Below are 23,666 nucleotides of genomic sequence, written 5' to 3'. Positions count from 1 at the left end.
CAACCCCCACGCTTTTTTCGATGCCCGCCAACCGGGCCTTTAGTGACGCGCTGGCGAGCGGATTGCTGCGCCGATTTGGCGGTAAGGACCGGGTGACGGGGCTTGCGCGCGGGATTGTGCTGCTCCCCAATAACCGCGCGGTGCAGGCGTTGCAGGAAGCTTTTGTGCGGCAATCGGGCGGCGGCTTGCTGCTCCCGCGCATGGTGCCGATAGGCGATCTGGACCTTGGCGAGCGCATTGGCGGCGCGCTTGACCCGATTGGCAGCGATACGCCGCTCGCGCCCGTGGTCGATCCGTTGCAGCGCCAGCTTATCCTGTCGCGCCTTGTGGCGGCAGCCTATCACGCGGAAGCGCGCGCGATAGACGGGGCCGAAGCGATGCGGCTGGCCGATGCGTTGGGCCGCACACTCGACCAGTTGCAGGTGGAAGATATTGCCCCCTCTGCGCTCGCCGATGAAGGGCTGGCCGGTGAATTGTCGAGCCATTGGGAAGCCTCGCTCAAATTGTTCCGGATTGTCACCGAACAATGGCCGGTCGAACTGGCGCGCATCGGCGCGATGGACGTTGCCGACCGCCGCAACCGGCTCTTGCGCGGCGTGGCGGACCGCTGGGCGCGCGACGGTTGCGAGGCCGATTTCATCATCGCCGCCGGTATCGGCAGCGGATCGCCCGCAGTCGCCGCCTTTCTCGCCAGTGTCGCCAAACTGCCGCAAGGGATGGTGGTGTTCTCCGACCTCGATCTTGCCATGCCTGAGGAAGAATGGGCGGCGCTCGGCCATGACCCCAAAGCAACGCGCGACCATGATGCGGGCGATAAAGGCCCGATAAGGATCGAAAGCCATCCGCAATATCATCTGAAATTGCTGCTCGACCGCATGGGCTTTGCGCGCGCCGAGGTGGAGGAATGGCCGCACCGCAGCGAACGCGACAGTCCGGCCAAGCGCGGGCGGCTGGTCGGCAATGCGTTCGCACCTGCTGCGTTCACAGGCAAATGGCAGGAATTGCCCGCGCCCGAACGGTCGCTCGGCGGAATTACCGCCTATGCGCTTGCCACGCCCGCCGATGAAGCCCAGCTTATCGCGCTCGCTCTGCGCGAGGCGTTGGAGAGCGAAGGGCGGACCGCCGCGCTGGTGACGCCCGACCGCAATCTTGCAACGCGCGTGGCCGCGCATCTGCAACGCTGGGGCATTAGCGCGGATGATTCCGCAGGCCGTCCGCTTTCGACCACGGTGGCGGGCACCTTGCCGGTGCAGATGGCCGAGGCCGCCGCGCGCGGCTTTGCGCCGGTTGAACTGCTGACTTTGCTCAAACATCCGTTGATTGCGGCGGGCGAGCAGCGCACGAGCTGGCTCAAACAGGTGCGTGAACTCGACCTCATCCTGCGCGGCCCGCGTCCCGGTGCCGGATTGGACGCGATTAGGCTCCATATCGAACAATTGCGTGAGGATAGCGACAAGGCTTGGCGCAAGGATGAGCTAACTGTGCTACTCAACTGGTGGGCAGGAGTGGACGCAATGCTGCAACCGCTTGCCGCCATTTTTGCGGCTGAGGAAACGCCGATTGCGCCCGCCATAGCGGCGCTGCAACAGGCGATGACCGTTTTTGCCGGAGATGCGGCCTGGCGCGGGCAAGAGGGCCGCGCGGTTGCCGACCTGTTTGAACGGCTGGGCCGGTTCGCGCCCGATGGTCCGGCGCTCGTCCGCACCGATGCGCTCGGCACGATGCTCGATGCGATGCTGCGCACCGTCGCTATCCGGCCTGCGCAAGGCGGTCATCCGCGCATTTTTATCTGGGGCTTGATCGAAGCGCAGTTGCAGCGCGCCGACCTGATGATTTTAGGCGGGCTTAACGAAGGAAGCTGGCCGGGCTTGCCGTCACCCGACCCGTGGCTTGCCCCCGGCATCCGGCGCAGGCTCGGCCTTCCGGGGCTGGAAACGCGCATCGGCTTGGCGGCGCATGATTTTGCGGGCGCACTTGCGGCCAAGGATGTGATCCTGACGCGCGCCGAACGCGATGGCGGCGCGCCGACCATTGCCTCGCGCTTCTGGCTCAGGCTTGCGGCGTTGAGCGGCAAGGATATGGGCGCAAAAGCGGGCGGCTTGGCGAGCCTTGCCCGCGCGCTCGACCATGCGGCGACGCGCATAACGGTGGGCCAGCCTTCGCCCGTCCCCAGCCCGGAGCAGCGCCCGCAAGAGATTAGCGTGACGGCGGTGGACCGGTTAAAGGCCGACCCCTTCGCCTTTTATGCGCGCGCGGTTCTCAACCTGTCGGCGCTCGATACGATTGACGCCGAACCGACCGCCGCTTGGCGCGGCACAGCGGTCCATGCGATTTTGCAGGACTGGTCCCAACAGGATAAGCATGACCCAGACAAGCTCCGCGCGCGTGCCGAAGCGTTGATGCGATCGCCCGCCTCGCACGCGATTATCCGTGCGATGTGGCAACCGCGCTTGCTCGCCGCGATTGACTGGCTTGCCGACCATATGCGCGGGCTGATTGCGACGGGGCGCACGCCTTTCCTGTTTGAAGAGGAAGGCAAGGCGCAACTGGGCGGGGTTCGCTTGCGCGGCATTGCCGACCGCGTCGACCGCAACAGCGACGGCAGCCTTGCGATTGTCGATTATAAAACCGGCAAACCGCCGAGCGCCGCAATGGTCGCGGAAGGCTTTGCGATGCAGTTGGGATTGCTCGGCGCCATCGCCGAAGCGGGCGGCTTTACGGACGCCGATGAGCGCGTCACCGATTTCGAATATTGGTCACTCTCCAAAGCGCCCAATGGCGATTTCGGCTATGTCGGCTCGCCGTTCAGCAAAAAATATATGGACCAAAGCAATCCGGACAATTTTGTCGCGCGCGCGCGTGTCGATTTCATCAAAGCGGCGGAACGCTGGCTCACCGGCACGGAAGGCTTCACCGCAAAGCTCAACCCCGATTATGCGGGCTACACCGATTATGACCAGCTTATGCGGCTCGAAGAATGGTATGGCCGTGAGCAACGGGGCAGGGGTGATAGCTGATGGCGGGCGAACTCCATCCGTTAAAAGAAGAACAGAAAGCCGCCGTCCGGCCGGACGATCTGGTATGGCTGTCGGCATCGGCGGGGACCGGCAAGACACAGGTTTTGACCGCGCGCGTGTTCCGCTTGCTGATGCGGCCCGACGTGCGCCCCGAAAATATCCTGTGCCTGACCTTCACCAAAGCGGGCGCGGCAGAAATGGCGGCACGGATTCAGGAGCGGCTGGCGGCGTGGGTGCAGATGCCCGACAAGCTGCTGCGCAAGGAATTATTCGCGATTGGCGAAGATAATAGCGAGGCCGCCATCGCCCGTGCGCGTACGCTTTTCGCTGAAGTGATTGATGCGCCGGGTGGCGGCATCCGCATCCAGACGATCCATAGTTTCTGCCAAACCGTGCTGGCGGGATTTCCGGTGGAAGCAGGGCTTATTCCCGGTTTCCGGCCCTTGGAAGAACGCGAACAGGCGACATTACGCCGCGAAGCCTTGGCCGATATGCTGGCAGAAGCGGAAAAGGACGGCAGGCTTGCGATTGTTGGCTATGTCCAGGATTTGTCGCTGAGGCTGGGCGAGGAAAAGGCCACGCAATTCCTCTATCGCTGCGGCCAATATCAGGAGAAATTGGCGCGTATTACCGGCGCATTTGCCCCGGCGCTACGCCAATATTTCGAACTGCCGGTGGGGGATGCGGAAAGCTGGCTCCTCGCCAATGTGGAGGATGCGCGCGTGGATGTGGCGGGCCTTCAGGCCATCGCTGCCGCCAATGCCGCGTGGGGCACCAAGACGGGCCTCGGCCATGCCGACACGATTGCGGCTTGGATCGCAGCAGGACCGCAAGCGCGCGTCGATACGCTCCAGGATGTGGTGCGCACTTTGGTGACGGCTGCGGGGAGTTTGCAGGCGATTTACAGCAAGCAGCTTGCCGGTGTTGGCGACCTTGCGACGCGATTGGCGGATGCGCTCGGCACTATATTGGCGACGCCGCAGCATATGGCGCTGTCCGACGCGATTGCGGGCGCGCTTGAAGCGGGGCGCGATTATGCGCGCACCTATGGCAGCTTGAAGCGCGCGCGCGGCCTTGTTGATTTCGATGACCTGATCGAACGCACGGTGGCCTTGCTGTTTGAAGGGCGGTTATCGGAATGGGTGCGCTTCAAGCTTGACCAGCGCACCGACCATATATTGATCGACGAATCGCAGGATACCAACACAAACCAATGGGCGATTGCCAATGCGCTCACCGCCGAACTGTTCGAACAGGATGGCGCGGAGGAACAACCCGAACGGGTGCGCACGCTCTTTACGGTGGGCGATTTCAAGCAGGCGATTTTCGGTTTCCAAGGGACCAGCCCCATCGCCTATCGCGCTGCGCGGGACTTTTTTGAAGCCAAAGCCGCGCGCGCCAACCGCCAGTTACAGCTTTACGCGCTCGCCGACAATTTCCGCTCGACCCCGCCGATTTTGGAGATGGTCGATGCGGTGTTCGAAACTTTGGGCGCGGGCGTCATGGGGATTGACGAGACAGTGGTGCGCCACAGGAGCGCGCGCGAGGATTTGCCGGGCCGGGTGACCTTGTGGAAACCGGTCGCCGCTGGCCCTGACACGGTGGAAGGCGACAGCGGGGAAGGGGATGCAGGCGGCGAGGAAGACTGGATTGACGAGCCGACCCGCACCTTTGCCAACCGGCTCGCCGCACAAATCGCTGACTGGATAGCGCATGGCATAGACGGGCGGTCCGTCGAGCCGGGCGACATGATGGTGCTGGTGCGCAAGCGCAGCGATTTGGCTGCGCTCATCGTTGCGCGGCTTTATGCGATGAAAGTGCCGGTTGCGGGGGTGGACCGTTTGCGACTGAATGCGCCGCTTGCAGTGCAGGATTTGCTCGCGACCATCCGCTTTGCGCTCCAGCCGCATGATGATTTGAACCTTGCCAGCCTGCTTGTCTCGCCGCTGATGGGCTGGACGCAGGAGGATTTGCTGCGTTGGGGCTATCGGGGGAAGGGCGTGCCTTTATGGCGGCATTTGCGTGCGCTTACAGGCGAGCCGGACGGGCCGGATATTGCGCCTTTGCGCGAAATTTTGGCGCGCGCGGATTTATCGACGCCTTACCGTTTTCTGGAAGCGATCCTGTCCGGCCCGATTCAGGGCCGCGCCAAATTGCTTGCGCGACTCGGCAATGAAGCGCGCGATCCGATTGAAGAATTGTTGAATGCAGCGATTGCATTCGAGCAGGGCAATAGCCCGTCGCTCCAGCTTTTCCTGCGCTGGTTTGACCTGGGCGATGTTGACATCAAGCGCGAAACCGGTGCGCGCGCCAATGAAGTGCGGGTGATGACGGTGCATGGCTCCAAAGGCCTGCAAGCGCCGATTGTCGTGCTGGCGGACGCGACCGTCAATCCCGACCAGTCGCCAACCGGCGGAATTACGCTCGACATTCCGGTGGGCGATGAGGTGTTGGGCCTCCCCATATTCCCCGTCTCTGCCAAGGCTGCTTTCGGACCGATTGCCGACGCGATTGCCGCGCAAAAGGAAGCCGAGCGCGCCGAACATTGGCGGCTTTTCTATGTCGCGATGACGCGCGCGGAGGAAATGTTGTTTGTTGGCGGCGCGCTAGGTCCGCGCGCCAACGGCGTGCCGCCCGAAGCGAGTTGGTATGCCGCGCTTGACCGCACGATGGATAGTCGCGGGGTGGAATGGGATGCGGATGCGCATTGGGGCGCGGCGCGTTGCTATGCTCCGCCTGCAACCAAAGGCTGGCCGGTGCGCGAGACAGAAAGCGTGGCAGGCGAGGGGGCAAGCACGGCGCTTCCCGCTTGGGCCACCGCGCCCGCTCCGCAGGAAGCGCGCCCGCCGCGTCCGCTCGCGCCCTCGTCGCTGGGCGAGGATGATGTGAGCGATCCGCCGCCCGATGCCGCGCTTGCCGCCGCGCGCGCGATGGCCGCCGAACGCGGGCGCTTGCTCCATGCGTTGTTCGAACGCTTGCCTGCTGTCATGCAATCCGATCGCGCGGCGGCGGGTGCGCGTTGGCTCGCCGCACAGGTGCCGCATTGGGAGGAGCCTGCGCGCGCCGCCTTGCTGGCCGATGCGCTTGCGATCCTTGATGACCCCGCCCATGCCGCTTTGTTCGGACCGGATTCGCTTGCCGAAGCGCCGATTGCGGCGGTGCTGGAGGACGGTCTGGTGGTCGCGGGCACGGTTGACCGGCTCATCATCCGCGATGATGTCATTGAAGTGGTCGATTTCAAAACCGGAAGGCGGGTGCCGGATGATATTGACGCGATCCCCTTGGGCTACCGGCGACAGATGGCGGCCTATGTCGCGGCTTTGCGGGTGGTTTTCCCGGGGCGCCCTGTGCGCGCGTCGTTGCTTTATACGGCGGGGCCGCGCTGGTTTGCGTTTGACGAGGCGGAGCTTGACCGCGACAAGCCGGGCTTTACCGCACAACAGCAAAGCTGACCGCGTAGAGGCCTTGAGCATCCGCGCGCGACACCCTACCTATTTGTGCAACCAACTATTTCAGGAGTCGTTTCATGCCCACCAAAGCCGTCACCGATGCGAGCTTTTCCGCCGATGTTATCAATAGCGACAAGCCCGTCCTCGTCGATTTCTGGGCCGAATGGTGCGGTCCGTGCAAGATGATCGGCCCGGCTTTGGAAGAAATGTCCGACGAACTGGGCGAAAAAGTCACCATCGCCAAGCTTAACATTGACGAAAATCCCGACGCGCCGACCCAATATGGCGTACGCGGCATCCCGACCATGATCCTGTTCAAAGGCGGCCAACCGGTCGCCACCAAAGTCGGCGCCGCCCCCAAAAGCGCGCTCAAAGGCTGGCTAGAAGGCGAATTATAAGCCGGTTTAGCCGCTAGCACCGTGTCAGAAAAAGGGGAGCGAGGCTCCCCTTTTTTATGACGATTATTGGATGATTACGCCCTTTTGCACCGATGCCGGTGTGGTCGTGACCGGCGTTGCCGGAGCGACCACGGGTGTGAGCGGCACCGGGGCAACCGGTGTGATCTCGGTGCGGGCGGGCGCGGCAATCGTCAAATCTTCGTCCAGAAAGGCTTTGACGGGCGTTCCCACCGGAATACGTGCGCTGGTGCCGGTCATGAAGAAGCCTGCAACCGGAAGGAGCGCGACCGCGCCGACTACGCCCGCGGTGCCGGTGACGCCCTTGTCGTCAATCTGGCCGCTGAGGCGGATCTGGCGGTCGCCGACGCGGACATAAAGGATGCGCGCGTTGATCTTGCCCGATTTGCCCCACATGCCCTTGTTGCGCACATCGGTGACTTCACCGACCGCCGGGCTGCCCGCCGGGATAACGGTCATGCCGTTCAGCGTAATCGCTTCGGCGGTTTCAAGGTTGAACCGTGCGCCCGCGCGCAATTTCTTGCCTTCGGTGGTGAGTCCTTCGCTCACCTTCAATGCGATAGGCGTGCCGACTCGCAAGACATTGTCGGTCGATGTGCTGACGATCATCGCGGTTTGCGGTGCAGCAGGTAGCGATGCAGGCACCGGAACCGTGGCTGGTTCTGCGGTTTGTGCGACAACAGATGTTGCACTGACGAGCGCCAGCGCAAACGGCAAATAGCTATATTTCATAAAGTCCCCCTCATTGATGCCAAGATGGCAACGGCAAAGGGATTTACCTATTTTGAAATATTGTCAACTCTTGTCCGTACCATTTTGAATAACCGATAGTAAAATGCGGATTAGAAGAGCGGGATAGGTTCAGCTCCGGTAATCCGCATTGATGCTGATATATCCGTGGGTGAGGTCGCAGGTCCACACGGTCGCGCGGCCTTCGCCAAGGCCGAGATCGACGCCGATATCGACCTCCTTGCCTTTGAGATGCGCGGCCACCGGGCCTTCGTCATAGCCTTCGACGACCATCCCGCCTTCGGCCACAATGGTATTGCCGAAACGGATTGAAAGCCGGTCGCGGTCGGCGGGTTCACCGGCTTTACCGACGGCCATGACGACGCGGCCCCAATTCGCATCCTCGCCCGCAATCGCGGTTTTGACGAGCGGCGAGTTGGCGATGGACAGCGCGATTTTATGCGCGCTTTCGTTGCTTTGCGCGCCTTCGACCGCAACGCTGATAAATTTGGTCGCGCCTTCGCCGTCACGCACGACAAGTTGGGCAAGCTCCAGACACACCTGATCGAGCGCCGCCTGGAACGCATCCGCGCCATCCGAATGATAGCCGGAAATGCGGTGGTTGCCCGCCTTGCCGGTAGCGAACAGCAGTACGGTGTCGCTGGTCGAAGTATCGCTATCGACGGTGATGCAGGAGAAGCTGGAACGGTTCGCTTGCGCGAGCATTTCCTGCAAAAATTCGGGTGCGACTTCGGCGTCGGTGAAAATATAGCCGAGCATTGTCGCCATATCGGGCGCGATCATGCCGGACCCTTTGACGATGCCGACCAGATTGATGCGGGTGCCCCCGATGACCGCACTGGCATAAGCGGCCTTGGGGAAAGTGTCGGTGGTCATAATGGTCGCGGCGGCTTGCTCCCATGAGCAAGGTTCGGCATCCAATACGCCATCCAGCGCAGCCTCGGCCTTGTCGGCGGGAAGCGGCACCCCGATGACGCCGGTGGAGGAGACAAACACCTCTTCGCGCGCGCAGCCCAATGTGCCTGCTACCTTGTCGACAATCGCGTCCACCGCCGCCCGGCCCCTGCTGCCGGTAAAGGCATTGCTATTGCCCGCATTGACGACCAGCGCGCGCGCTTTGCCGTCTTTTATATGTTCGCGGCACAGTTCGACTTCGGGCGAGGGGCATTTGCTTTGCGTTGTCACGCCTGCAACCGCCGTTCCTTCGTCGAGCGTCACAAAGGTGAGGTCATGCCGCTCCCACGCTTTATAGCCTGCGCGCCGCGTGCGCAGCGTGACGCCTGCAATTTCGGGAAGCTCAGGGAAAGAAGTCGGGGCGAGGGGGGATTTATCGGTCATTGCCGCGTCCATATGGTCAGGTTATTGATGTAGGCGCTTTTACACAGGGGAGGAGAATTGCCAATGTCGATCTTGCTGATGCTAGCGATGCAGGCGAACACCGTCGATAGGTCGCGATCAGTCGAACCCATTACCAATCCATCGGAGTGGGTCTTGACGAGCGATTATCCTGCGGATGCGCTGGCGAATAATGAAGAGGGCACGTCGCAAGTTACGCTCGCAGTGAATGGCGAGGGAAAGGTAGAAAGTTGCTCCGCCAAAGGTGAAAGCGAAGCACTCAATATGGCGGCCTGCCTGTTGATCCGCGAGCGTGCCCGGTTCAAGCCTGCGCTCGACAAAGAGGGTAGGCCAACTAACGCCACTTTCACACGTTGGATCCGCTGGCGGATACCCCAGCCACAAAATGGGAGTGCAGTTGACGCTACGCAGGCAGGAGTTTCCACCAAGGTCACGACTTTACGTCTTGTCATTGAAAAAGATGGGAGTGTTTCCGATTGCCGTATAGCTGTAACGCAAGACGGCAAGGATATGCCTGCCTTCAATCGTTGTCCCAGCAGTTTCCGCGAGCGAGGCACGCCGATGATCAATGCCGCGGGCCAACGGATACGCACGGAGGTTGAAGTGCGCACAAACCTCACCCGCAAGCCCTTGTCAGAAAATTAACGTTTCCTTTGAGAGTTTCAGGCGGGAGGGATAGACTTTTTAACCAATCATCCCTATCTCCGCGCCTTGTGGAAAAACATACGTCCATGAAGCTGTTTCTTTACCTTGTCGCGCTCTTGACGGGCGTGGTTGGCGCGCAAAGTGCCGAGGCGTCGCCTGTTGCGGCGGAAACCTCTTATGCGCGTGTGCTGGAAAGTGTGCAGGCGCTGCAACAGGCAGGCCAGCAGGAGCGCGCAAAGGCGCTCGCAATCCGCCCCAAATGGAATATGCGCGCCAATCTGGTGGCCATGTTCCATCCCTTTTCGCTGCCGGTAGCGCCGGGCTATAGCGGCGCCGACCGTTTGCGCGAATAAGATCACTGAATTTGCAAGGGTAGCCGAGGGCTGCCCCGCTGCGCGCGCGGTATCGCCCATGCGCCTGATCGGGACCAATCGCGTTCCGCTTCCACCATTTTTGATTGATCCAAGCGGCCACAGCCAAGCGCCGCCTTATGCTATACAGGGAATTTTCGCCATGCTCGCAGGGCTTGCCAAATCCATTTTCGGTTCGTCGAACGAACGTTATGTCAAATCGCTGGGCAAGATTGTCCAGAAAATCGCTTCTTATGAACCCGCCATTTCGGCCATGTCCGATGAGGAATTGACGGGGCAAACCGCCCTTTTCCGCGAGCGGCTCGCAAGCGGGCAGACGCTTGACGATATTCTCCCCGAAGCCTTCGCCACCGTCCGCGAAGCGGCCAAGCGCACGCTTGGCCAGCGCCATTATGATGTGCAGATGATCGGCGGTATCGTCCTCCACCGCGGCGAAATCGCGGAAATGCGGACGGGTGAAGGTAAAACGCTGGTCGCAACGCTCGCCACCTATCTGAACGCGATTGAAGGCAAGGGCGTTCACGTCGTGACCGTAAACGACTATCTCGCCAAGCGCGACTGCGACTGGATGGGGCAGGTCTATCGCTTCCTTGGCCTGACCACGGGCGTTATCGTCCCCAATCTCAACGAATTTGAACGGCGCGAAGCCTATAATGCCGACATTACCTATGCGACCAATAACGAACTGGGTTTCGATTATCTGCGCGACAATATGAAATATAGCCGTGACCAGATGGTCCAGCGGCCGTTCAATTTCGCGATTGTCGATGAAGTCGATTCGATCCTCATCGACGAAGCGCGCACCCCGCTCATCATTTCAGGTCCGACCGATGATAAATCGGAAATGTATGTCGCGGTCGACCAGATTGTCCGCCAACTGGTCGAGGGCGATTATGAAAAGGATGAAAAGCAAAAGACCGTGACCTTGACCGAAGAAGGTCAGGAAAATGTCGAACGGTTGCTGGAGCAAGCGGGCCTTTTGGAAGGCTCGAACCTGTATGATTTTGAAAATACACAGGTCGTCCACCATGTGAACAATGCGCTGCGTGCCAATATCATGTTCAAGCGCGACATCGACTATATCATCAAGGACGACAAGGTTGTCATCATCGACGAATTTACCGGGCGTATGATGGATGGCCGCCGCTGGTCGGACGGTCTCCACCAAGCGGTCGAAGCCAAGGAAGCGGTCAAGATCGAGCCGGAAAACCAGACGCTCGCATCGGTCACTTTCCAGAATTATTTCCGTATGTATCCCAAGCTGGGCGGCATGACCGGTACGGCGGCGACAGAAGCGGCCGAATTTTACGATATTTACAAGATGAATGTCGTCACCATCCCGACCAACCTGCCGGTGCAGCGCATCGACGAGGATGACCAATTTTATAAAAATACGATGGATAAATTTGCCGCCATTGCAAAGGCCATCAAGGAAAAGGCCGATACCGGACAACCGGTGCTGGTCGGCACCGTGTCGATTGAAAAATCGGAATTGCTGTCGGACTTCCTTAACAAAGAACAGGTCCAGCATAATGTGCTGAACGCGCGGATGCACGAAAGCGAAGCGCATATTGTGGCGCAGGCGGGCCGCCTTGGTGCGGTGACGATTGCCACCAATATGGCGGGGCGCGGCACCGACATCCAGCTTGGCGGTAACTTGGAGTTCCGCGTCGGTGATGAGCTGGCCGATATGCCGGAAGGTCCGGAACGTGATGCCGCCATCGAGCGCATCCGCGGCGAAATCGTCGCCGAACGCGAGCAGGTCAAACAGGTTGGCGGGCTTTTCGTGCTGGGCACCGAACGCCATGAAAGCCGCCGCATCGACAACCAGCTTCGCGGTCGTTCGGGCCGTCAGGGCGACCCCGGCCTGTCGCGCTTTTACCTAAGCCTTGAAGATGATCTTCTGCGCATCTTCGGGCCCGACACCCTGTTCGCCAAGATGATGAACAGCAATCTGGAAGATGGCGAGGCGATTGGCTCCAAATGGCTCTCCAAAGCCATTGAAACCGCCCAGAAAAAGGTCGAAGCGCGCAACTATGATGTGCGTAAGCAAGTCGTCGAATATGATGATGTGATGAACGACCAGCGCAAGGTCATCTATGAACAGCGCGAAGATATTATGGATGCGGACACGGTGGATGACGTGCTGACCGATATGCGCGCCGAAACGGTGAACGCGATTGTCGGCGATGCTTGCCCGCCGGGAAGCTATCCCGAACATTGGGATGTGGTCGGCCTCAAACAGCGTGTCGTCGAGGTACTCAACCTTGAGATGCCGATTGACCAGTGGATGGACGAAGATGCGGTTGACCCCGAAATCTTCGAAGAACGCCTGCTCGCCGCTGCCGACGCGCATGTCGCCGAAAAATCGGGCGCGCTTGATCCCGACCAATGGCATTCGGCGGAAAAGAGCATTTTGCTGCAAACGCTCGACCATCATTGGAAAGAGCATCTGGCGACACTCGATGCGCTGCGTCAGGTCGTGTTCCTGCGCGCTTATGCACAGAAAACGCCGATCAACGAATATAAGCAGGAAGCGTTCAGCCTGTTTGAACGGATGCTGTCCAATATTCGCGAGGATGTGACGCGGATTGTCGCTTATGCCGACTTCCAAGAGCGCCCGCCTGAACTCATCGAACAGGATTTGCCCGAACTGCCCGATTTCCTCACCACCCATTTCGACCCGCTGACAGGCGAAGATAATAGTGGTGATTTCGACGCAGGCTCGGCTGGCCGGATAGCGGGCAATGCCCCGTTCCAGACCGCGCCGCTCGACAATCCTTATGCCGACCAACTGATCAGCCGCAACGCGCCTTGCCCGTGCGGGTCGGGCCGCAAATATAAGCAGTGCCACGGCGCTGTCTGATAGAGCAGACATGTGACAAAATTCACACGGGCGCGCGGGAGAAACTCTGCCGCGCGCCCGTGTCACAAAATGATACTTGTAACTATCGTTTTTCCGAATTAGCGCCTTAATCCATGTTGTTCTTATGGCGTGACCGTAAATATCGTCTCATGAAAGATCGGCGCGACGCCGATGAGCTCATCCGTGCGCACGGTGTGGATGCACTGGAACGTGCGCTTGCCAATGCCAAGGCATGTGAAAAAGGAAGCCGTGAAGAGCGGCACTGGTCGCGCATCGCTAAAGTCATCAAGCAGCGCCGTTAATAAGCGACGGCATTTTTTTATTTTCCGACGAAATTCGCCCATAAAAAAACGGCGCCGACCTTATTGTAAGGTCAGCGCCGTTTTTTATCCGAACGGATGGCTCCCCGAGTAGGATTCGAACCTACGGCCAAGTGATTAACAGTCACCTACTCTACCGCTGAGCTATCGGGGAACGGGTGGCGGTGAACCGCCTGTATCCGTTCGGAAGTGGCCCTATGCCGTGCTTTGGAGAGGATTGCAAGCCCCTCAAACGACAAATTGTTCCGCCGCGATCCGATCATCGAGAGCATGGTGCGGATCGAACAGCAGGGTGAGGTTGCGGGTGCGGTCCACCGCCATCGAAACCGAGCGCACATCGCGGATTTCGCGCTGGTCGGCGACCGCGCTGACCGGGCGTTTGGTGGCTTCGAGCACATTGATACGCACGCGCGAGCGTTCGGGAATGATTGCGCCATTCCAGCGGCGCGGGCGGAACGGACTTATCGGCGTTAGCGCCAGCATCGCCGAATCAAGCGGCAGGATCGGCCCGCGCGCGGACAGATTATAGGCGGTCGATCCGGCGGGCGTCGACAGCAGCGCCCCGTCGCACGATAATTCGGGAATCATCGTGCGGTCATTAATCTGGATTTCCAGCTTTGCCGCCTGCCGCGTTTCGCGCAGCAGCGAAATTTCATTGATCGCCGGAAGCGTGTGGCGCTCGCCGGTCATGGTTTCAATCTCGCCGACCAGCGGATGGATGGTGAAAGCCCTGGCCAAGCCGATACGGTCGAGCAAGCCATCGGTGCGCCATTCGTTCATGAGGAAGCCGACCGTGCCAAGGTTCATCCCGAACACCGGTTTGATCTGCCCCGCATCGAGCATCGAATGCAGCGTTTGCAGCATGAAACCGTCACCGCCGAGCGCGATAACAATATCGGCTTCATTCACCGGCACCCAATCGAGCGCGTTCGCCAACTGTTTTTCGGCTGCCCGCGCGGCGGGCGTCGGCGAGGCGACCAGCGCGAATTTCGCTTCCGAAGGCGGCGGAATCGCTGGGGTCGAAGGAGAGGGGGATGCAGACATTGTTACGCGCTACCCTGTATTACGGCTTTACCCTGTGAAGATATACTCCCGTCCGAACGGGGGCGTCGGGTTGCAACATTGGCTTTCGGGGGGAGCAGGCGCAAGGCAAATCTGTCCGGTCATCGCGGTGCATCACAGGGGATGCGCTGCAAAGCTGTTGGTAATCGTGCAAAGCTATGTAAAGGAAGCCCCGTGTAAAGGAACGGGCGATAACAGAAAGGTCCAGCGCGTTTGTCCATTGCGATTCCCGACCAGCTTGCGCCTTTGGTGATGCTCCTGTCGTTCCGGCACCGCGACCGGCTGGCAGCGACGCTGGAGGAATTGGGCGCGCATGTCGTCGCGGCACGGCGCAGCGAAGCGATTGTTGACCGCTTTGCAGGCTCGGGCGCTGCGATCCTCATCATTGATGCGCGCGATGCGCCGGTCGAAGCCTTGCACGCGGTCGAACAGGTCGGCCCGAAGGTCAAGGAACAGCGCGGCGCACTGGTATTGCTTCTGTCCAAAGTGGACGCCGATATGCTCCCTGCGTTCGAACAAGCGGGCATCAGCCATTTCCTGTCCGCGCCGTTCCGCAATAGCGAGCTTGCTGCGGTTATTCGCCTTGCGCGCCGGTCCGCGCGGCCCTGGGGCTCGCGGTCGGGCGACAGCGAGCGGCAGCGGGCAGGCGAAGATGTGGGCCGTGCGCTCGCCGATGATGAAATCCGCATTTTTTATCAACCGCAATTCGAAGCCGTCACAAACCGGTTGGTCGGGGCCGAGGCGCTGGCACGTTGGAACCATCCGCAATTTGGCGTGATGGGGGTGAACAGCCTGCTTGCGGCGGGCGATCTGACCGGCAAAAAACAGGATATTTCCGCCCGCATCCGCGCGCTGGTCTGCGCCGATATAGCGCGCTGGGACGCACGGCTTTCGGGGATAGGCGTTGCGCTTAATATCATTGCCGAAGATTTGCTCGATCCGGGCTTTTCGGCGGCGTTTTTGGCTGAACTCGACACCCATGCCATCGCGCACACGCGCATGACGCTTGAAATTACCGAGGGCAGTTTCGTGCGCAATTTCGACGAGGCAAGCGATGTGCTGGTGCATTTGCGCGAAGCGGGGGTGCGGATTGCGGTCGATGATTTCGGCACCGGCTATTCCAGCCTTGCCTATCTGAAATCGCTGCCGGTCGATTATCTCAAAATCGACAGCAGCCTGTCGCGCGACATTGCCGGGTCCGACCGCGAACGGATTGTCGTGCAGGCGGTGATAGATTTGGCCCATTCGCTACGGCTGGACGTGGTGGCGGAAGGTGTAGAAACCGAAGAGCAACTTGCTTTGCTCACCGAACAGGGATGCCGCTATTGGCAGGGCTTCCTGAAATCGGGTGCGGTGACAAGCGACGAATTGCTGCAATTTTTGTGAGGGGAAGGGGCGGAGGTTGTCTGAAAGATCCTCCCCGAGCTTGCTCGGGGAGGGGGACCGTCCGGCGTAGCCGGATGGTGGAGGGGTATAGCGATTGCTTTAGCAATCGCGCGCGCCGGTGGCGCGCATAACCCCTCCGTCACGCGCTTCGCGCGCGCCACCTCCCCGAGACAAGCTCGGGGAGGATCATAACATATGAGGCCCGAGACTAGCTTAGAAAGGAGCTTGTCGACAGACAAGTCGGGGCCATCACCCCGCCGTTTTCGCCAGTCCCTTCGACAATTGCAGCGCGCCGTTCAACCGGTGCTTGGCACTTGGCCAGGGCCGGGTGATTTGGAGCTTCATATCGGGGCGTAGTTTCGCGGTGCCTTCCAACCGCGCGACATAAGCGAGGAGGCCCTGCACATTCGGAAATGCATCCTTGAAGAAGCTCACCAGCGCGCCCTTGGGGCCGACATCCAGTTTGGAGATACATGCCTTGACCGCATTTTGCTTGATCTCCATGAGCGTGATGAGGTTTTCGGTCGCTTCCGGCAGTGCGCCGAATCGGTCGATCAGTTCGGCGGCAAAGGCTTCCAATCCCTGACGGTCCTCAATCTCGTTGACGCGGCGGTATAGCCCCATGCGCAGGCTCAAATCGGGGACATAATCTTCGGGAATGAGGATCGGTGCATCAACCGTGATTTGTGGCGAGAAGCCTTCTTGCGGCGCGGCTTGGCCCGCGCCTTCGGCCTTGGCGGCAAGGATCGCATCTTCGAGCAGCGATTGGTAGAGTTCAAAACCGACCTCGCGGATATGGCCCGATTGTTCGTCACCGACAAGATTGCCCGCGCCACGAATATCAAGGTCATGGCTCGCCAGTTGGAAGCCAGCACCGAGCGAATCGAGGTCGCCCAAAATCTTGAGGCGCTTTTCTGCGGTGTCGGTCATCAGCCGGTTGGGGGCGGTGGTGAGATAGGCATAAGCGCGGGTTTTCGAACGGCCTACGCGCCCGCGAAGCTGGTAAAGTTGCGCCAAGCCAAAACGGTCGGCGCGGTTGATAATCATGGTGTTGGCGCTCGGAATGTCGATGCCGCTTTCGATGATGGTGGTCGACACCAACACCTCATATTGGCGGTCGTAAAAGGCGCTCATCCGCTCTTCGACCTCGCTCGCCGCCATCTGGCCGTGGGCGACAACATAGCGCACCTCTGGCACTTCTTCGCGCAGGAATTTTTCAATGTCCGGCAAGTCCGCGATGCGCGGGGTCACAAAATAGCTTTGCCCGCCACGATAATGCTCACGCAGCAAGGCTTCGCGAATGACGATGGGATCCCAAGGCAGCACATAGGTTCGCACCGCTAGCCGGTCGACCGGCGGGGTCTGGATGACCGACAATTCACGCAGACCCGACATCGCCATCTGCAAGGTCCGCGGGATCGGGGTCGCGGTGAGCGTCAGGACGTGAACGTCATTTTTAAGCTGTTTGAGCTTTTCCTTATGGGTGACACCAAAGCGTTGTTCTTCATCGACAATGACTAGGCCGAGCCGTTTGAATTCGACGCTTTTGGCGAGCAATGCGTGCGTGCCGATGACAATATCCATCTGGCCGTTGGCTAGCGCTTCGCGGGTTTCCTTGGCCTCGCGCGCGGGCACAAGCCGTGACAATCGCCCGATATTGACGGGGAAGCCTTTGAAGCGTTCGGCGAAATTATTATAATGCTGGCGTGCGAGCAAGGTGGTGGGGCAGACGATCGCGACCTGCATCCCGGCCATTGCCGCGACAAAGGCGGCGCGCAACGCGACTTCGGTTTTGCCGAACCCGACATCGCCGCACACCAGCCGGTCCATCGGGCGGCCCGCGCCCAGATCGTCCAGCACTTCGCCAATCGCGCGCTCCTGATCATCGGTTTCCTGATAGGGGAAGCGGTTGACAAATTCGGGGAAGGCCGGGTCGGGCTGGGCAATTTCGCCCTGACGCAGCGCGCGGGCGGCGGCGGTCGCCATCAACTCGCCTGCAATTTCGCGGATGCGCTCCTTCATCCGCGCCTTGCGCCGCTGCCATGCCTCGCCGCCCAGACGGTCGAGCATCACACCATCGGCATCCGAGCCATAGCGCGACAGCACATCGAGATTTTCGACAGGCACGAATAATTTATCGCCGCCCGCATAAGTGAGCCACACGCAATCATGCGGGCTCTGGCCGACAGGAATGGAAATCAGCCCTTCATAGCGGCCGATGCCATGATCCTGATGCACCACCAGATCGCCGGGCGAGAGGGTGGCGAGTTCGGACAGGAAAGCATCGGCGCTTTTCTTGCGCTTTTGCCGTCGCACCAGCCGATCGCCAAGCATATCCTGTTCGGTGAGGAGCGACACGCTCGCGCTCGAAAAACCATGATCGAGCGGCAGCACAATGAGCGACACGGTCGAGCCTTTGGCGGCCTCGCCCAAGGCTTGCTGCCAATTATCGACCAGCGCGTTGTTCGATTGTCCATGTTCAGTAAGCAACCCGCGCAACCGTTCGCGCGAGCCGGTTGAATAGCTTGCAATCACGCATTTGCGGCCCAGATGCTGCTGGCCCTGAATGTGCGCGGAAACCGCATCATAGACATTCTGGTTATTCGCACGTTCGGGCGCAAAATCGCGCGCGCCTTGAACACCAAAGTCGATAACGCGCGCGCTGTCCGGTTCGGCAAAGGGCGTGGCGAGATGGACGGGCATATCGGCCACCCGCGCCTTCCAATCGTCCGCCGACAGATACAGCGCGGACGGGGCCAAGGGGCGATAGCTGCCGGGATCGGCGGTGCGCGCCGCCATGCGGTTCTGGTAATAATCGGCAATCGCATCAAAACGCGCGTCCGAGGCTGCATTGACGCCATGATCCCGTACAAAGAGCGTGCCATCGCCCAGATAGTCGAACAAGGTGCCGAGCTTTTCTTCGAACAAAGGCAGCCAATGGTCCATGCCCGCCAAGCGCCGCCCGTCGGACACCGCCTGATAGAGTGGATCGCCGGTTGCCGTCGCGCCGAACATTTCGCGGTAGCGCAAGCGGAACCGCTTGATACTGTCTTCATCGAGCAAGGTTTCGGCGGCGGGGAGCAGCAGAAATTGGTCAATGCGACCGGTGGTGCGCTGGTCCTGCGGATTGAAACGGCGGATCGAATCAATTTCATCGCCGAAAAAGTCGAGGCGCAGCGCCTCTTCCTCACCGGACGGGAACAGGTCGACCAAGCTCCCGCGCACCGCATATTCGCCCTTATCCGCCACCGTATCGGTGCGGACATAGCCATTATCCTGCAAAATCCGGGTGAGCCTATCGCGGTCGATGCGTTCGCCTTTGGCAAGGCGCACCGATGTTTGCCGCGTGCGGAACGGGGTCAGGGTGCGCTGGGTGATCGCATTGATAGTGGTGACAAGCAGTTCCGGCCCTTTGGGTTTGGCCTGCAACGCTACCAAGGTCGCGAGCCGCTCCGACGAAGCGCGCAGCGAGGGCGAGCTGCGGTCATAGGGGAGGCAATCCCATGCCGGAAAGCGGTGGACCAGCAGTTCGGGCGCGAAATATTGCGCGGCCTCTGCCACCGCCTGCATCGCATTTTCATCGGACGCGATATAGACCGCCCGCGCCGCTTCCGCGCCCCCCGCCGCGCGCGCAAGGTCGGCCATGAGCCAAGGCAGAAAGCCCGGCGGCACGGACGATAATGTGAGCGGCTCTGCGCTTTTGAGGATGCGGTTAAGGTCGGTCATGCGGTCTTGGATAGGTTGGAATTGGAAAATCCTCCCTGCTTGCGGGGAGGGGGACCATGCGTAGCATGGTGGAGGGGGCTTTCATATAAACGCAGCGGACCCGGATAGCCCCCTCCGTCTCGTCCTTCCGGACGATCCACCTCCCCGCAAGCGGGGAGGATTTTAAAGTTTCGCAAAACCCTTACGGGTTGGCAAATCGACATAATCGAGCGCGCGCATACTGTCCATCATCGCGCCTTCAAACTCGGCAGGGACGGGCATGGTTCCCATAGCCCAGCCCATAATATCGACATCCTGTTCGTCGAGCAGCCGCTCGAACAAGGCAAGGGCCGCTTCGTCAAGCCCCGCCCCATAATGGTCGAAAAAGCCGCCAATCATCATATCGGCCTCGCGCGTGCCGCGATGCCAGGCGCGATAGCTGATGCGTTTCAAGCGGGTGTCATGGTCCATGGGCTGCAATCCGGCTGCGATCAAGGAAGGCTGGCATAACGATACCAGCGGCGTTAGGAGTGCCTTAGCCATGCGCCCCGAGATACTCAATCCGCTCTTTGCCGAAATGACCAGCCTCAAGGGCGTGGGTCCGGCGCTGGCCAAGCCGATGGGGCGTTTGGGGCTGGAACGGGTGGTCGATGCGCTGTTCCATCTGCCGACCGGCCTCATCGAGCGGCTGCATGTTAAGGAAATCAGCGATGCCGATGTCGGGCGGCAGATTATCGTGGCCTTGACGGCGCAGGACTATCGCGCCTCGGGGAGCGCGCGCGCACCGTTCCGCATCAATGCCTATGACCGCACGGGCAATCATGTGAGCCTTGTCTATTTCGGGCGTAATTCGGGTTGGGCGCGCAAATTATTTCCGCTGGGTGAAGAACGTATCGTGTCGGGCAAGCTCGAACGCTATGGCGATATGCTCCAGATGATCCACCCCGATCAGGTGGTGGAACCGGGCAAAGAAAGCGAAATTGACACGCGCGAGGCGGTCTACCCCTTGTCCGAAGGGATGAGCAATGTGCGGATGAATGATTTTGTCGCGCAAAGTCTGGCGCGCGCACCCGATTTGCCCGAATGGATCGGTGCATCGGTGTTGGCACGTGAAAGCTGGCCGGGCTGGCGCGAGGCTTTGGCGACCGCGCATCGCGAGCCGCAAGAAAAATCCGCGCATGACCGGCTTTCTTATGATGAACTGTTCGCCAGCCAATTGGCGTGGCTGCTCATCCGTCAGGATGTGAAGAAACGCCGCGGGCGGCCCGTGCAAGGCGATGGCCATTTGCGCGACGCGCTCAAACTCCCGTTCGCGCTGACGGGCGCGCAGCGGCGTACCATATCGGAAATTGAAGGCGATATGGCGCAGGCCTCGCCGATGCTGCGGCTACTTCAAGGCGATGTCGGGTCAGGCAAGACGGCGGTGGCATTGATGACCTTATTGAACGCGGTCGAAAGCGGCGGGCAGGGGGCTTTCCTTGCGCCCACCGAAATATTGGCGCGCCAGCATTTTGAAACCCTGTCGAAAATGCTCGCCGGATTGCCGGTCAATATCGCCATCTTGACTGGCCGCGATAAAGGCCGCGCGCGCGAGGCGACGTTGATGGGGCTGGCCGATGGCAGCATCAACATTCTTGTCGGCACCCACGCGATTTTCCAGGAGGCGGTGAATTATAAGGATCTGGCGGTTGTCGTGGTGGACGAACAGCATAAGTTCGGCGTCGCGCAACGCTTGTTGCTCGCGCAAAAAGGGCGTTTGCCGCCGCATATGCTGGTGATGACTGCTACCCCGATCCCGCGGACCTTGCTCTTGTCGCAATATGGCGAGATGGATGTGTCGCGGCTCGACGAATTGCCGCCGGGCCGCTCGCCGGTCGAAACGCGGGTCATTTCTGTGCAGCGATTGGGCGAAGTTGTCGACGGACTGGGGCGGCATCTGGCGACCGGCGCGCAAGCCTATTGGGTTTGCCCGCTCATCGAAGAATCCGACAAGTCCGACCTTGCTGCCGCCGAAGACCGCGCCGCGGTGCTGCGCCAACGCTTTGGCGATATAGTGGGGCTGGTGCATGGCCGGATGAAGGGGCCGGAAAAAGATGCGGTAATGGCGCGCTTTGCCAGCGGTGAGCTAAAATTGTTGGTTGCCACTACGGTCATCGAGGTTGGCGTCGATGTCCCCAATGCCTCGTTGATGATTGTCGAAAGTGCCGACCGGTTCGGTTTGGCGCAACTCCACCAGCTACGCGGGCGCGTCGGGCGCGGGAGTGCGCAATCGGTGTGCCTCCTTTTGCGCGGAGAAAATCTGTCCGAAACCGCCAAGGCGCGGCTTGCCTTGATGCGCGAAACTAATGACGGCTTCCGCATTGCCGAAGAGGATTTGAACCTGCGCGGCGCAGGGGAGATATTGGGGACGCGCCAGTCGGGTGAGGCCGCTTACCGGTTGACCACGCCCGAACAGCTTAACCGCTTGCTCCCCGTCGCACGCGATGATGCGCGGATGTTGGTCGAACAGGATGGTGGGATTGAAAGCGCGCGCGGACAAGCGGCGCGTGTGTGCCTTTATCTGTTCGAGCGCGATGCAGCGGTGCCCTTGCTGCGCGGCGGATAATTTACTGGTCTTGGGGTGTCGCGCCGATGGCCTTTAGCACCGGCAGATAATCTTGCGGGCGGATCGACAGGTCGAATTGCACGCCCACCTGAAGCCCGGCCACCCAGATGACAAACGCATCGGTGCGCCCGATAATCGGGAATTTGATCGACACCAGATCGCCGGTTTCCACCGGCACCGGCGTGTTGAATTGCGCACCATCAGGCGAAATATTGGTGAGCGTGACGATATGCTGGATCATGTCCGGCATGGTGGCGGGCAAGCGCGCATAACAATCGGCGCGCTGCGCAACCCGGCGGTTGGGCAGCATATAGCCGGCGCGTTTGGGATCAATACGGCGTAGCATGGGCGATAGACTCCCGGCCAATTTCTTTAAAAAATTAACCTGCATCATGCGCCCAACCCCTTAAAAATCAATGAAGACGGATGGTTAAATCCGCCTTCATTTCTGCTGGATTTACAAGGCTTTACAGCGTGATAAGGCCGTGCTTTTTGGAGCCGAGACTGACCTTGACCGCATCCGTCGACGGCACAATCTGGTACTGCGGGTCGCGCACCACATCGCCATCCACCTTGACCGCGCCTTCTTCCAACTTACGCCGCGCTTCCTTGTTCGAGGCGACAAAGCCAAGGCCGGTGAGCGCCGCAATAATTGTCAGCCCTTCCGCGCCCGCCGCGACGCTCGGCAAATCGCCGCCAGTCGCGCCTTGTTCAAACACTTGCTGCGCGGTGTCGCGCGCGGCTTGTGCGGCCTCTTCGCCCCGGCACATGGTGGTCGCGGCATCGGCAAGGATTTTCTTCGCCTCGTTAATGTCCGAGCCTTGCAGGGCTTCGAGCCGCTCAATCTCGTCCAGCGGCACATCGGTGAACAGGCGCAGGAAGCGCCCGACATCGGCATCCTGCGTGTTGCGCCAAAATTGCCAATAATCATAAGAGGGGAGCGCTTCTTCATTGAGCCACACCGCGCCGTTCATGGTCTTACCCATCTTGCCGCCATCGGCAGTGGTGATGAGCGGGGTGGTGACGCCATAGACTTCATTGCCGTCCATGCGGCGCGCTAATTCCACGCCATTCACAATATTGCCCCACTGGTCCGACCCGCCCATTTGCAGGCGCACGCCCATGCCTTTGGCCATATGCGCAAAATCATAGGCTTGCAGGATCATATAGTTGAATTCGAGGAAAGAGAGCGATTGTTCGCGGTCGAGACGCAGCTTGACCGAGTCAAAGCTCAGCATCCGGTTGACCGAAAAATGGCGACCCACATCGCGCAGGAACGGGATATATTCGATACCGTTGAGCCAATCGGCATTATTGACCATCAGCGCATCGGTCGGCCCGTCGCCAAAGGTCAGGAATTTTTCAAACACCTTTTTGATGCCCGCAACATTGGCCGCGATGGTTTCATCGTCGATAAGCTTGCGCGCTTCATCCTTGAAGCTGGGATCACCAATCTTGCCGGTGCCGCCGCCCATCAGGACGATGGGTTTATGGCCTGCCTGTTGCAAGCGGCGCAGCAACATGATCTGGACAAGGCTCCCGACATGGAGCGAGGATGCGGTGGGATCAAATCCGATATAGCCCGGCACAATCTGTTTGGCGGCAAGGTCATCAAGACTTTGCGCATCGGTCATCTGGTGGATATAGCCACGGCTCGAAAGCAGGGTCAGAAGTTCGGATTTATAATGTGTCATAGCGTGAGGGCGCTTAGCACCGCT

At 60.2% G+C, this 23,666-nt stretch carries 16 protein-coding genes and 1 tRNA gene; 9 read left to right on the top strand and 8 right to left on the bottom strand.

Annotation, left to right across the window (positions count from 1 at the left end):
- Nucleotides 1-20: 20 nt before the first annotated feature.
- From addB to trxA, 3 genes are all read left to right on the top strand, one after another.
- Nucleotides 21-3,017, top strand: a complete 2,997-nt coding sequence (gene addB, locus DMP17_RS04790; RefSeq protein ID WP_337827920.1) for a double-strand break repair protein AddB — start codon at nucleotides 21-23, stop codon at nucleotides 3,015-3,017.
- Nucleotides 3,017-6,469, top strand: coding sequence for a double-strand break repair helicase AddA (addA, locus tag DMP17_RS04785; protein WP_337827919.1), 3,453 nt, complete (start codon nucleotides 3,017-3,019; stop codon nucleotides 6,467-6,469). The genes addB and addA overlap by 1 nt, the downstream gene beginning before the upstream one ends.
- Nucleotides 6,470-6,543: 74 nt before the next feature.
- Nucleotides 6,544-6,864: a thioredoxin gene (gene trxA, locus DMP17_RS04780; RefSeq protein ID WP_337827918.1), complete on the top strand. Its 321-nt coding sequence runs from the start codon at nucleotides 6,544-6,546 to the stop codon at nucleotides 6,862-6,864.
- A 63-nt stretch (nucleotides 6,865-6,927) separates the two neighbouring features.
- On the opposite strand, the gene DMP17_RS04775 is transcribed toward trxA, so the two are convergent.
- A complete protein-coding gene (locus DMP17_RS04775) occupies nucleotides 6,928-7,614 on the bottom strand; it encodes a hypothetical protein (protein WP_337827917.1) in 687 nt (228 codons plus the stop codon).
- Nucleotides 7,615-7,743: 129 nt separating this feature from the next.
- Nucleotides 7,744-8,982 (bottom strand): bifunctional glutamate N-acetyltransferase/amino-acid acetyltransferase ArgJ, encoded by a 1,239-nt coding sequence (argJ, locus tag DMP17_RS04770; RefSeq protein WP_337827916.1) that lies wholly within the window; start codon nucleotides 8,980-8,982, stop codon nucleotides 7,744-7,746.
- A 51-nt stretch (nucleotides 8,983-9,033) separates the two neighbouring features.
- On the opposite strand from argJ, the gene DMP17_RS04765 reads away from it, so the two are divergent.
- From DMP17_RS04765 to DMP17_RS04750, 4 genes are all read left to right on the top strand, one after another.
- Complete coding sequence (locus DMP17_RS04765) at nucleotides 9,034-9,633, top strand: TonB family protein (RefSeq protein WP_337827915.1); 600 nt, start codon at nucleotides 9,034-9,036, stop codon at nucleotides 9,631-9,633.
- Nucleotides 9,634-9,719: 86 nt separating this feature from the next.
- Nucleotides 9,720-9,986 (top strand): hypothetical protein, encoded by a 267-nt coding sequence (locus tag DMP17_RS04760; protein WP_337827914.1) that lies wholly within the window; start codon nucleotides 9,720-9,722, stop codon nucleotides 9,984-9,986.
- A gap of 58 nt (nucleotides 9,987-10,044) precedes the next feature.
- Nucleotides 10,045-12,870, top strand: a complete 2,826-nt coding sequence (gene secA, locus DMP17_RS04755) for a preprotein translocase subunit SecA (RefSeq protein WP_337827913.1) — start codon at nucleotides 10,045-10,047, stop codon at nucleotides 12,868-12,870.
- 113 nt (nucleotides 12,871-12,983) lie between these two features.
- On the top strand, nucleotides 12,984-13,172 hold the full coding sequence (locus DMP17_RS04750; protein WP_337827912.1) for a hypothetical protein: 189 nt from the start codon (nucleotides 12,984-12,986) through the stop codon (nucleotides 13,170-13,172).
- Between the two features lie 97 nt (nucleotides 13,173-13,269).
- Here DMP17_RS04750 and DMP17_RS04745 read toward each other — a convergent pair.
- Both DMP17_RS04745 and DMP17_RS04740 read right to left on the bottom strand, forming a co-directional pair.
- Nucleotides 13,270-13,344: transfer RNA gene (locus tag DMP17_RS04745), tRNA-Asn, on the bottom strand.
- A gap of 74 nt (nucleotides 13,345-13,418) precedes the next feature.
- The gene (locus DMP17_RS04740; RefSeq protein ID WP_337827911.1) at nucleotides 13,419-14,234 is read right to left on the bottom strand and encodes an NAD kinase; all 816 of its coding nucleotides are present in this window, start codon (nucleotides 14,232-14,234) and stop codon (nucleotides 13,419-13,421) included.
- 231 nt (nucleotides 14,235-14,465) lie between these two features.
- Between DMP17_RS04740 and DMP17_RS04735 the strand changes: the two genes are divergently transcribed.
- A complete protein-coding gene (locus DMP17_RS04735; protein WP_337827910.1) occupies nucleotides 14,466-15,638 on the top strand; it encodes an EAL domain-containing response regulator in 1,173 nt (390 codons plus the stop codon).
- Nucleotides 15,639-15,887: 249 nt separating this feature from the next.
- Here the strand turns inward: DMP17_RS04735 and mfd are convergent, their stop codons facing one another.
- A complete protein-coding gene (mfd, locus tag DMP17_RS04730; protein WP_337827909.1) occupies nucleotides 15,888-19,364 on the bottom strand; it encodes a transcription-repair coupling factor in 3,477 nt (1,158 codons plus the stop codon).
- 162 nt (nucleotides 19,365-19,526) lie between these two features.
- Nucleotides 19,527-19,814 carry an FAD assembly factor SdhE gene (locus DMP17_RS04725; RefSeq protein ID WP_337827908.1) on the bottom strand — a complete coding sequence of 96 codons (288 nt, stop codon included), beginning with the start codon at nucleotides 19,812-19,814 and terminating at the stop codon, nucleotides 19,527-19,529.
- Between DMP17_RS04725 and recG the strand changes: the two genes are divergently transcribed.
- A complete protein-coding gene (recG, locus tag DMP17_RS04720) occupies nucleotides 19,813-21,948 on the top strand; it encodes an ATP-dependent DNA helicase RecG (RefSeq protein ID WP_337827907.1) in 2,136 nt (711 codons plus the stop codon). The two genes, DMP17_RS04725 and recG, sit on opposite strands and share 2 nt — an antisense overlap.
- Before the next feature lies 1 nt (nucleotide 21,949).
- Here the strand turns inward: recG and DMP17_RS04715 are convergent, their stop codons facing one another.
- Together DMP17_RS04715 and tyrS are read right to left on the bottom strand one after the other, a co-directional pair.
- Nucleotides 21,950-22,342, bottom strand: coding sequence for a PilZ domain-containing protein (locus DMP17_RS04715; protein ID WP_337827906.1), 393 nt, complete (start codon nucleotides 22,340-22,342; stop codon nucleotides 21,950-21,952).
- Nucleotides 22,343-22,415: 73 nt separating this feature from the next.
- Nucleotides 22,416-23,642: a tyrosine--tRNA ligase gene (gene tyrS, locus DMP17_RS04710; RefSeq protein WP_337827905.1), complete on the bottom strand. Its 1,227-nt coding sequence runs from the start codon at nucleotides 23,640-23,642 to the stop codon at nucleotides 22,416-22,418.
- Nucleotides 23,643-23,666: the final 24 nt, after the last annotated feature.

Source organism: Pseudonocardia sp. TMWB2A (genome assembly GCF_017312135.1).
This window is presented reverse-complemented; position numbering and strand designations above follow the sequence as displayed.

Bases quoted from the DNA above. Each gene is read 5' to 3' on its own strand.
- addB (WP_337827920.1), top strand. From the start codon at position 21: ATGCCCGCCAACCGGGCCTTTAGTGACGCGCTGGCGAGCGGATTGCTG.
- addA (WP_337827919.1), top strand. From the start codon at position 3,017: ATGGCGGGCGAACTCCATCCGTTAAAAGAAGAACAGAAAGCCGCCGTC.
- trxA (WP_337827918.1), top strand. From the start codon at position 6,544: ATGCCCACCAAAGCCGTCACCGATGCGAGCTTTTCCGCCGATGTTATC.
- DMP17_RS04775 (WP_337827917.1), bottom strand. From the start codon at position 7,614: ATGAAATATAGCTATTTGCCGTTTGCGCTGGCGCTCGTCAGTGCAACA.
- argJ (WP_337827916.1), bottom strand. From the start codon at position 8,982: ATGGACGCGGCAATGACCGATAAATCCCCCCTCGCCCCGACTTCTTTC.
- DMP17_RS04765 (WP_337827915.1), top strand. From the start codon at position 9,034: ATGTCGATCTTGCTGATGCTAGCGATGCAGGCGAACACCGTCGATAGG.
- DMP17_RS04760 (WP_337827914.1), top strand. From the start codon at position 9,720: ATGAAGCTGTTTCTTTACCTTGTCGCGCTCTTGACGGGCGTGGTTGGC.
- secA (WP_337827913.1), top strand. From the start codon at position 10,045: ATGCGCCTGATCGGGACCAATCGCGTTCCGCTTCCACCATTTTTGATT.
- DMP17_RS04750 (WP_337827912.1), top strand. From the start codon at position 12,984: ATGTTGTTCTTATGGCGTGACCGTAAATATCGTCTCATGAAAGATCGG.
- DMP17_RS04740 (WP_337827911.1), bottom strand. From the start codon at position 14,234: ATGTCTGCATCCCCCTCTCCTTCGACCCCAGCGATTCCGCCGCCTTCG.
- mfd (WP_337827909.1), bottom strand. From the start codon at position 19,364: ATGACCGACCTTAACCGCATCCTCAAAAGCGCAGAGCCGCTCACATTA.
- recG (WP_337827907.1), top strand. From the start codon at position 19,813: ATGGGCTGCAATCCGGCTGCGATCAAGGAAGGCTGGCATAACGATACC.
- DMP17_RS04725 (WP_337827908.1), bottom strand. From the start codon at position 19,814: ATGGACCATGACACCCGCTTGAAACGCATCAGCTATCGCGCCTGGCAT.
- DMP17_RS04715 (WP_337827906.1), bottom strand. From the start codon at position 22,342: ATGATGCAGGTTAATTTTTTAAAGAAATTGGCCGGGAGTCTATCGCCC.
- tyrS (WP_337827905.1), bottom strand. From the start codon at position 23,642: ATGACACATTATAAATCCGAACTTCTGACCCTGCTTTCGAGCCGTGGC.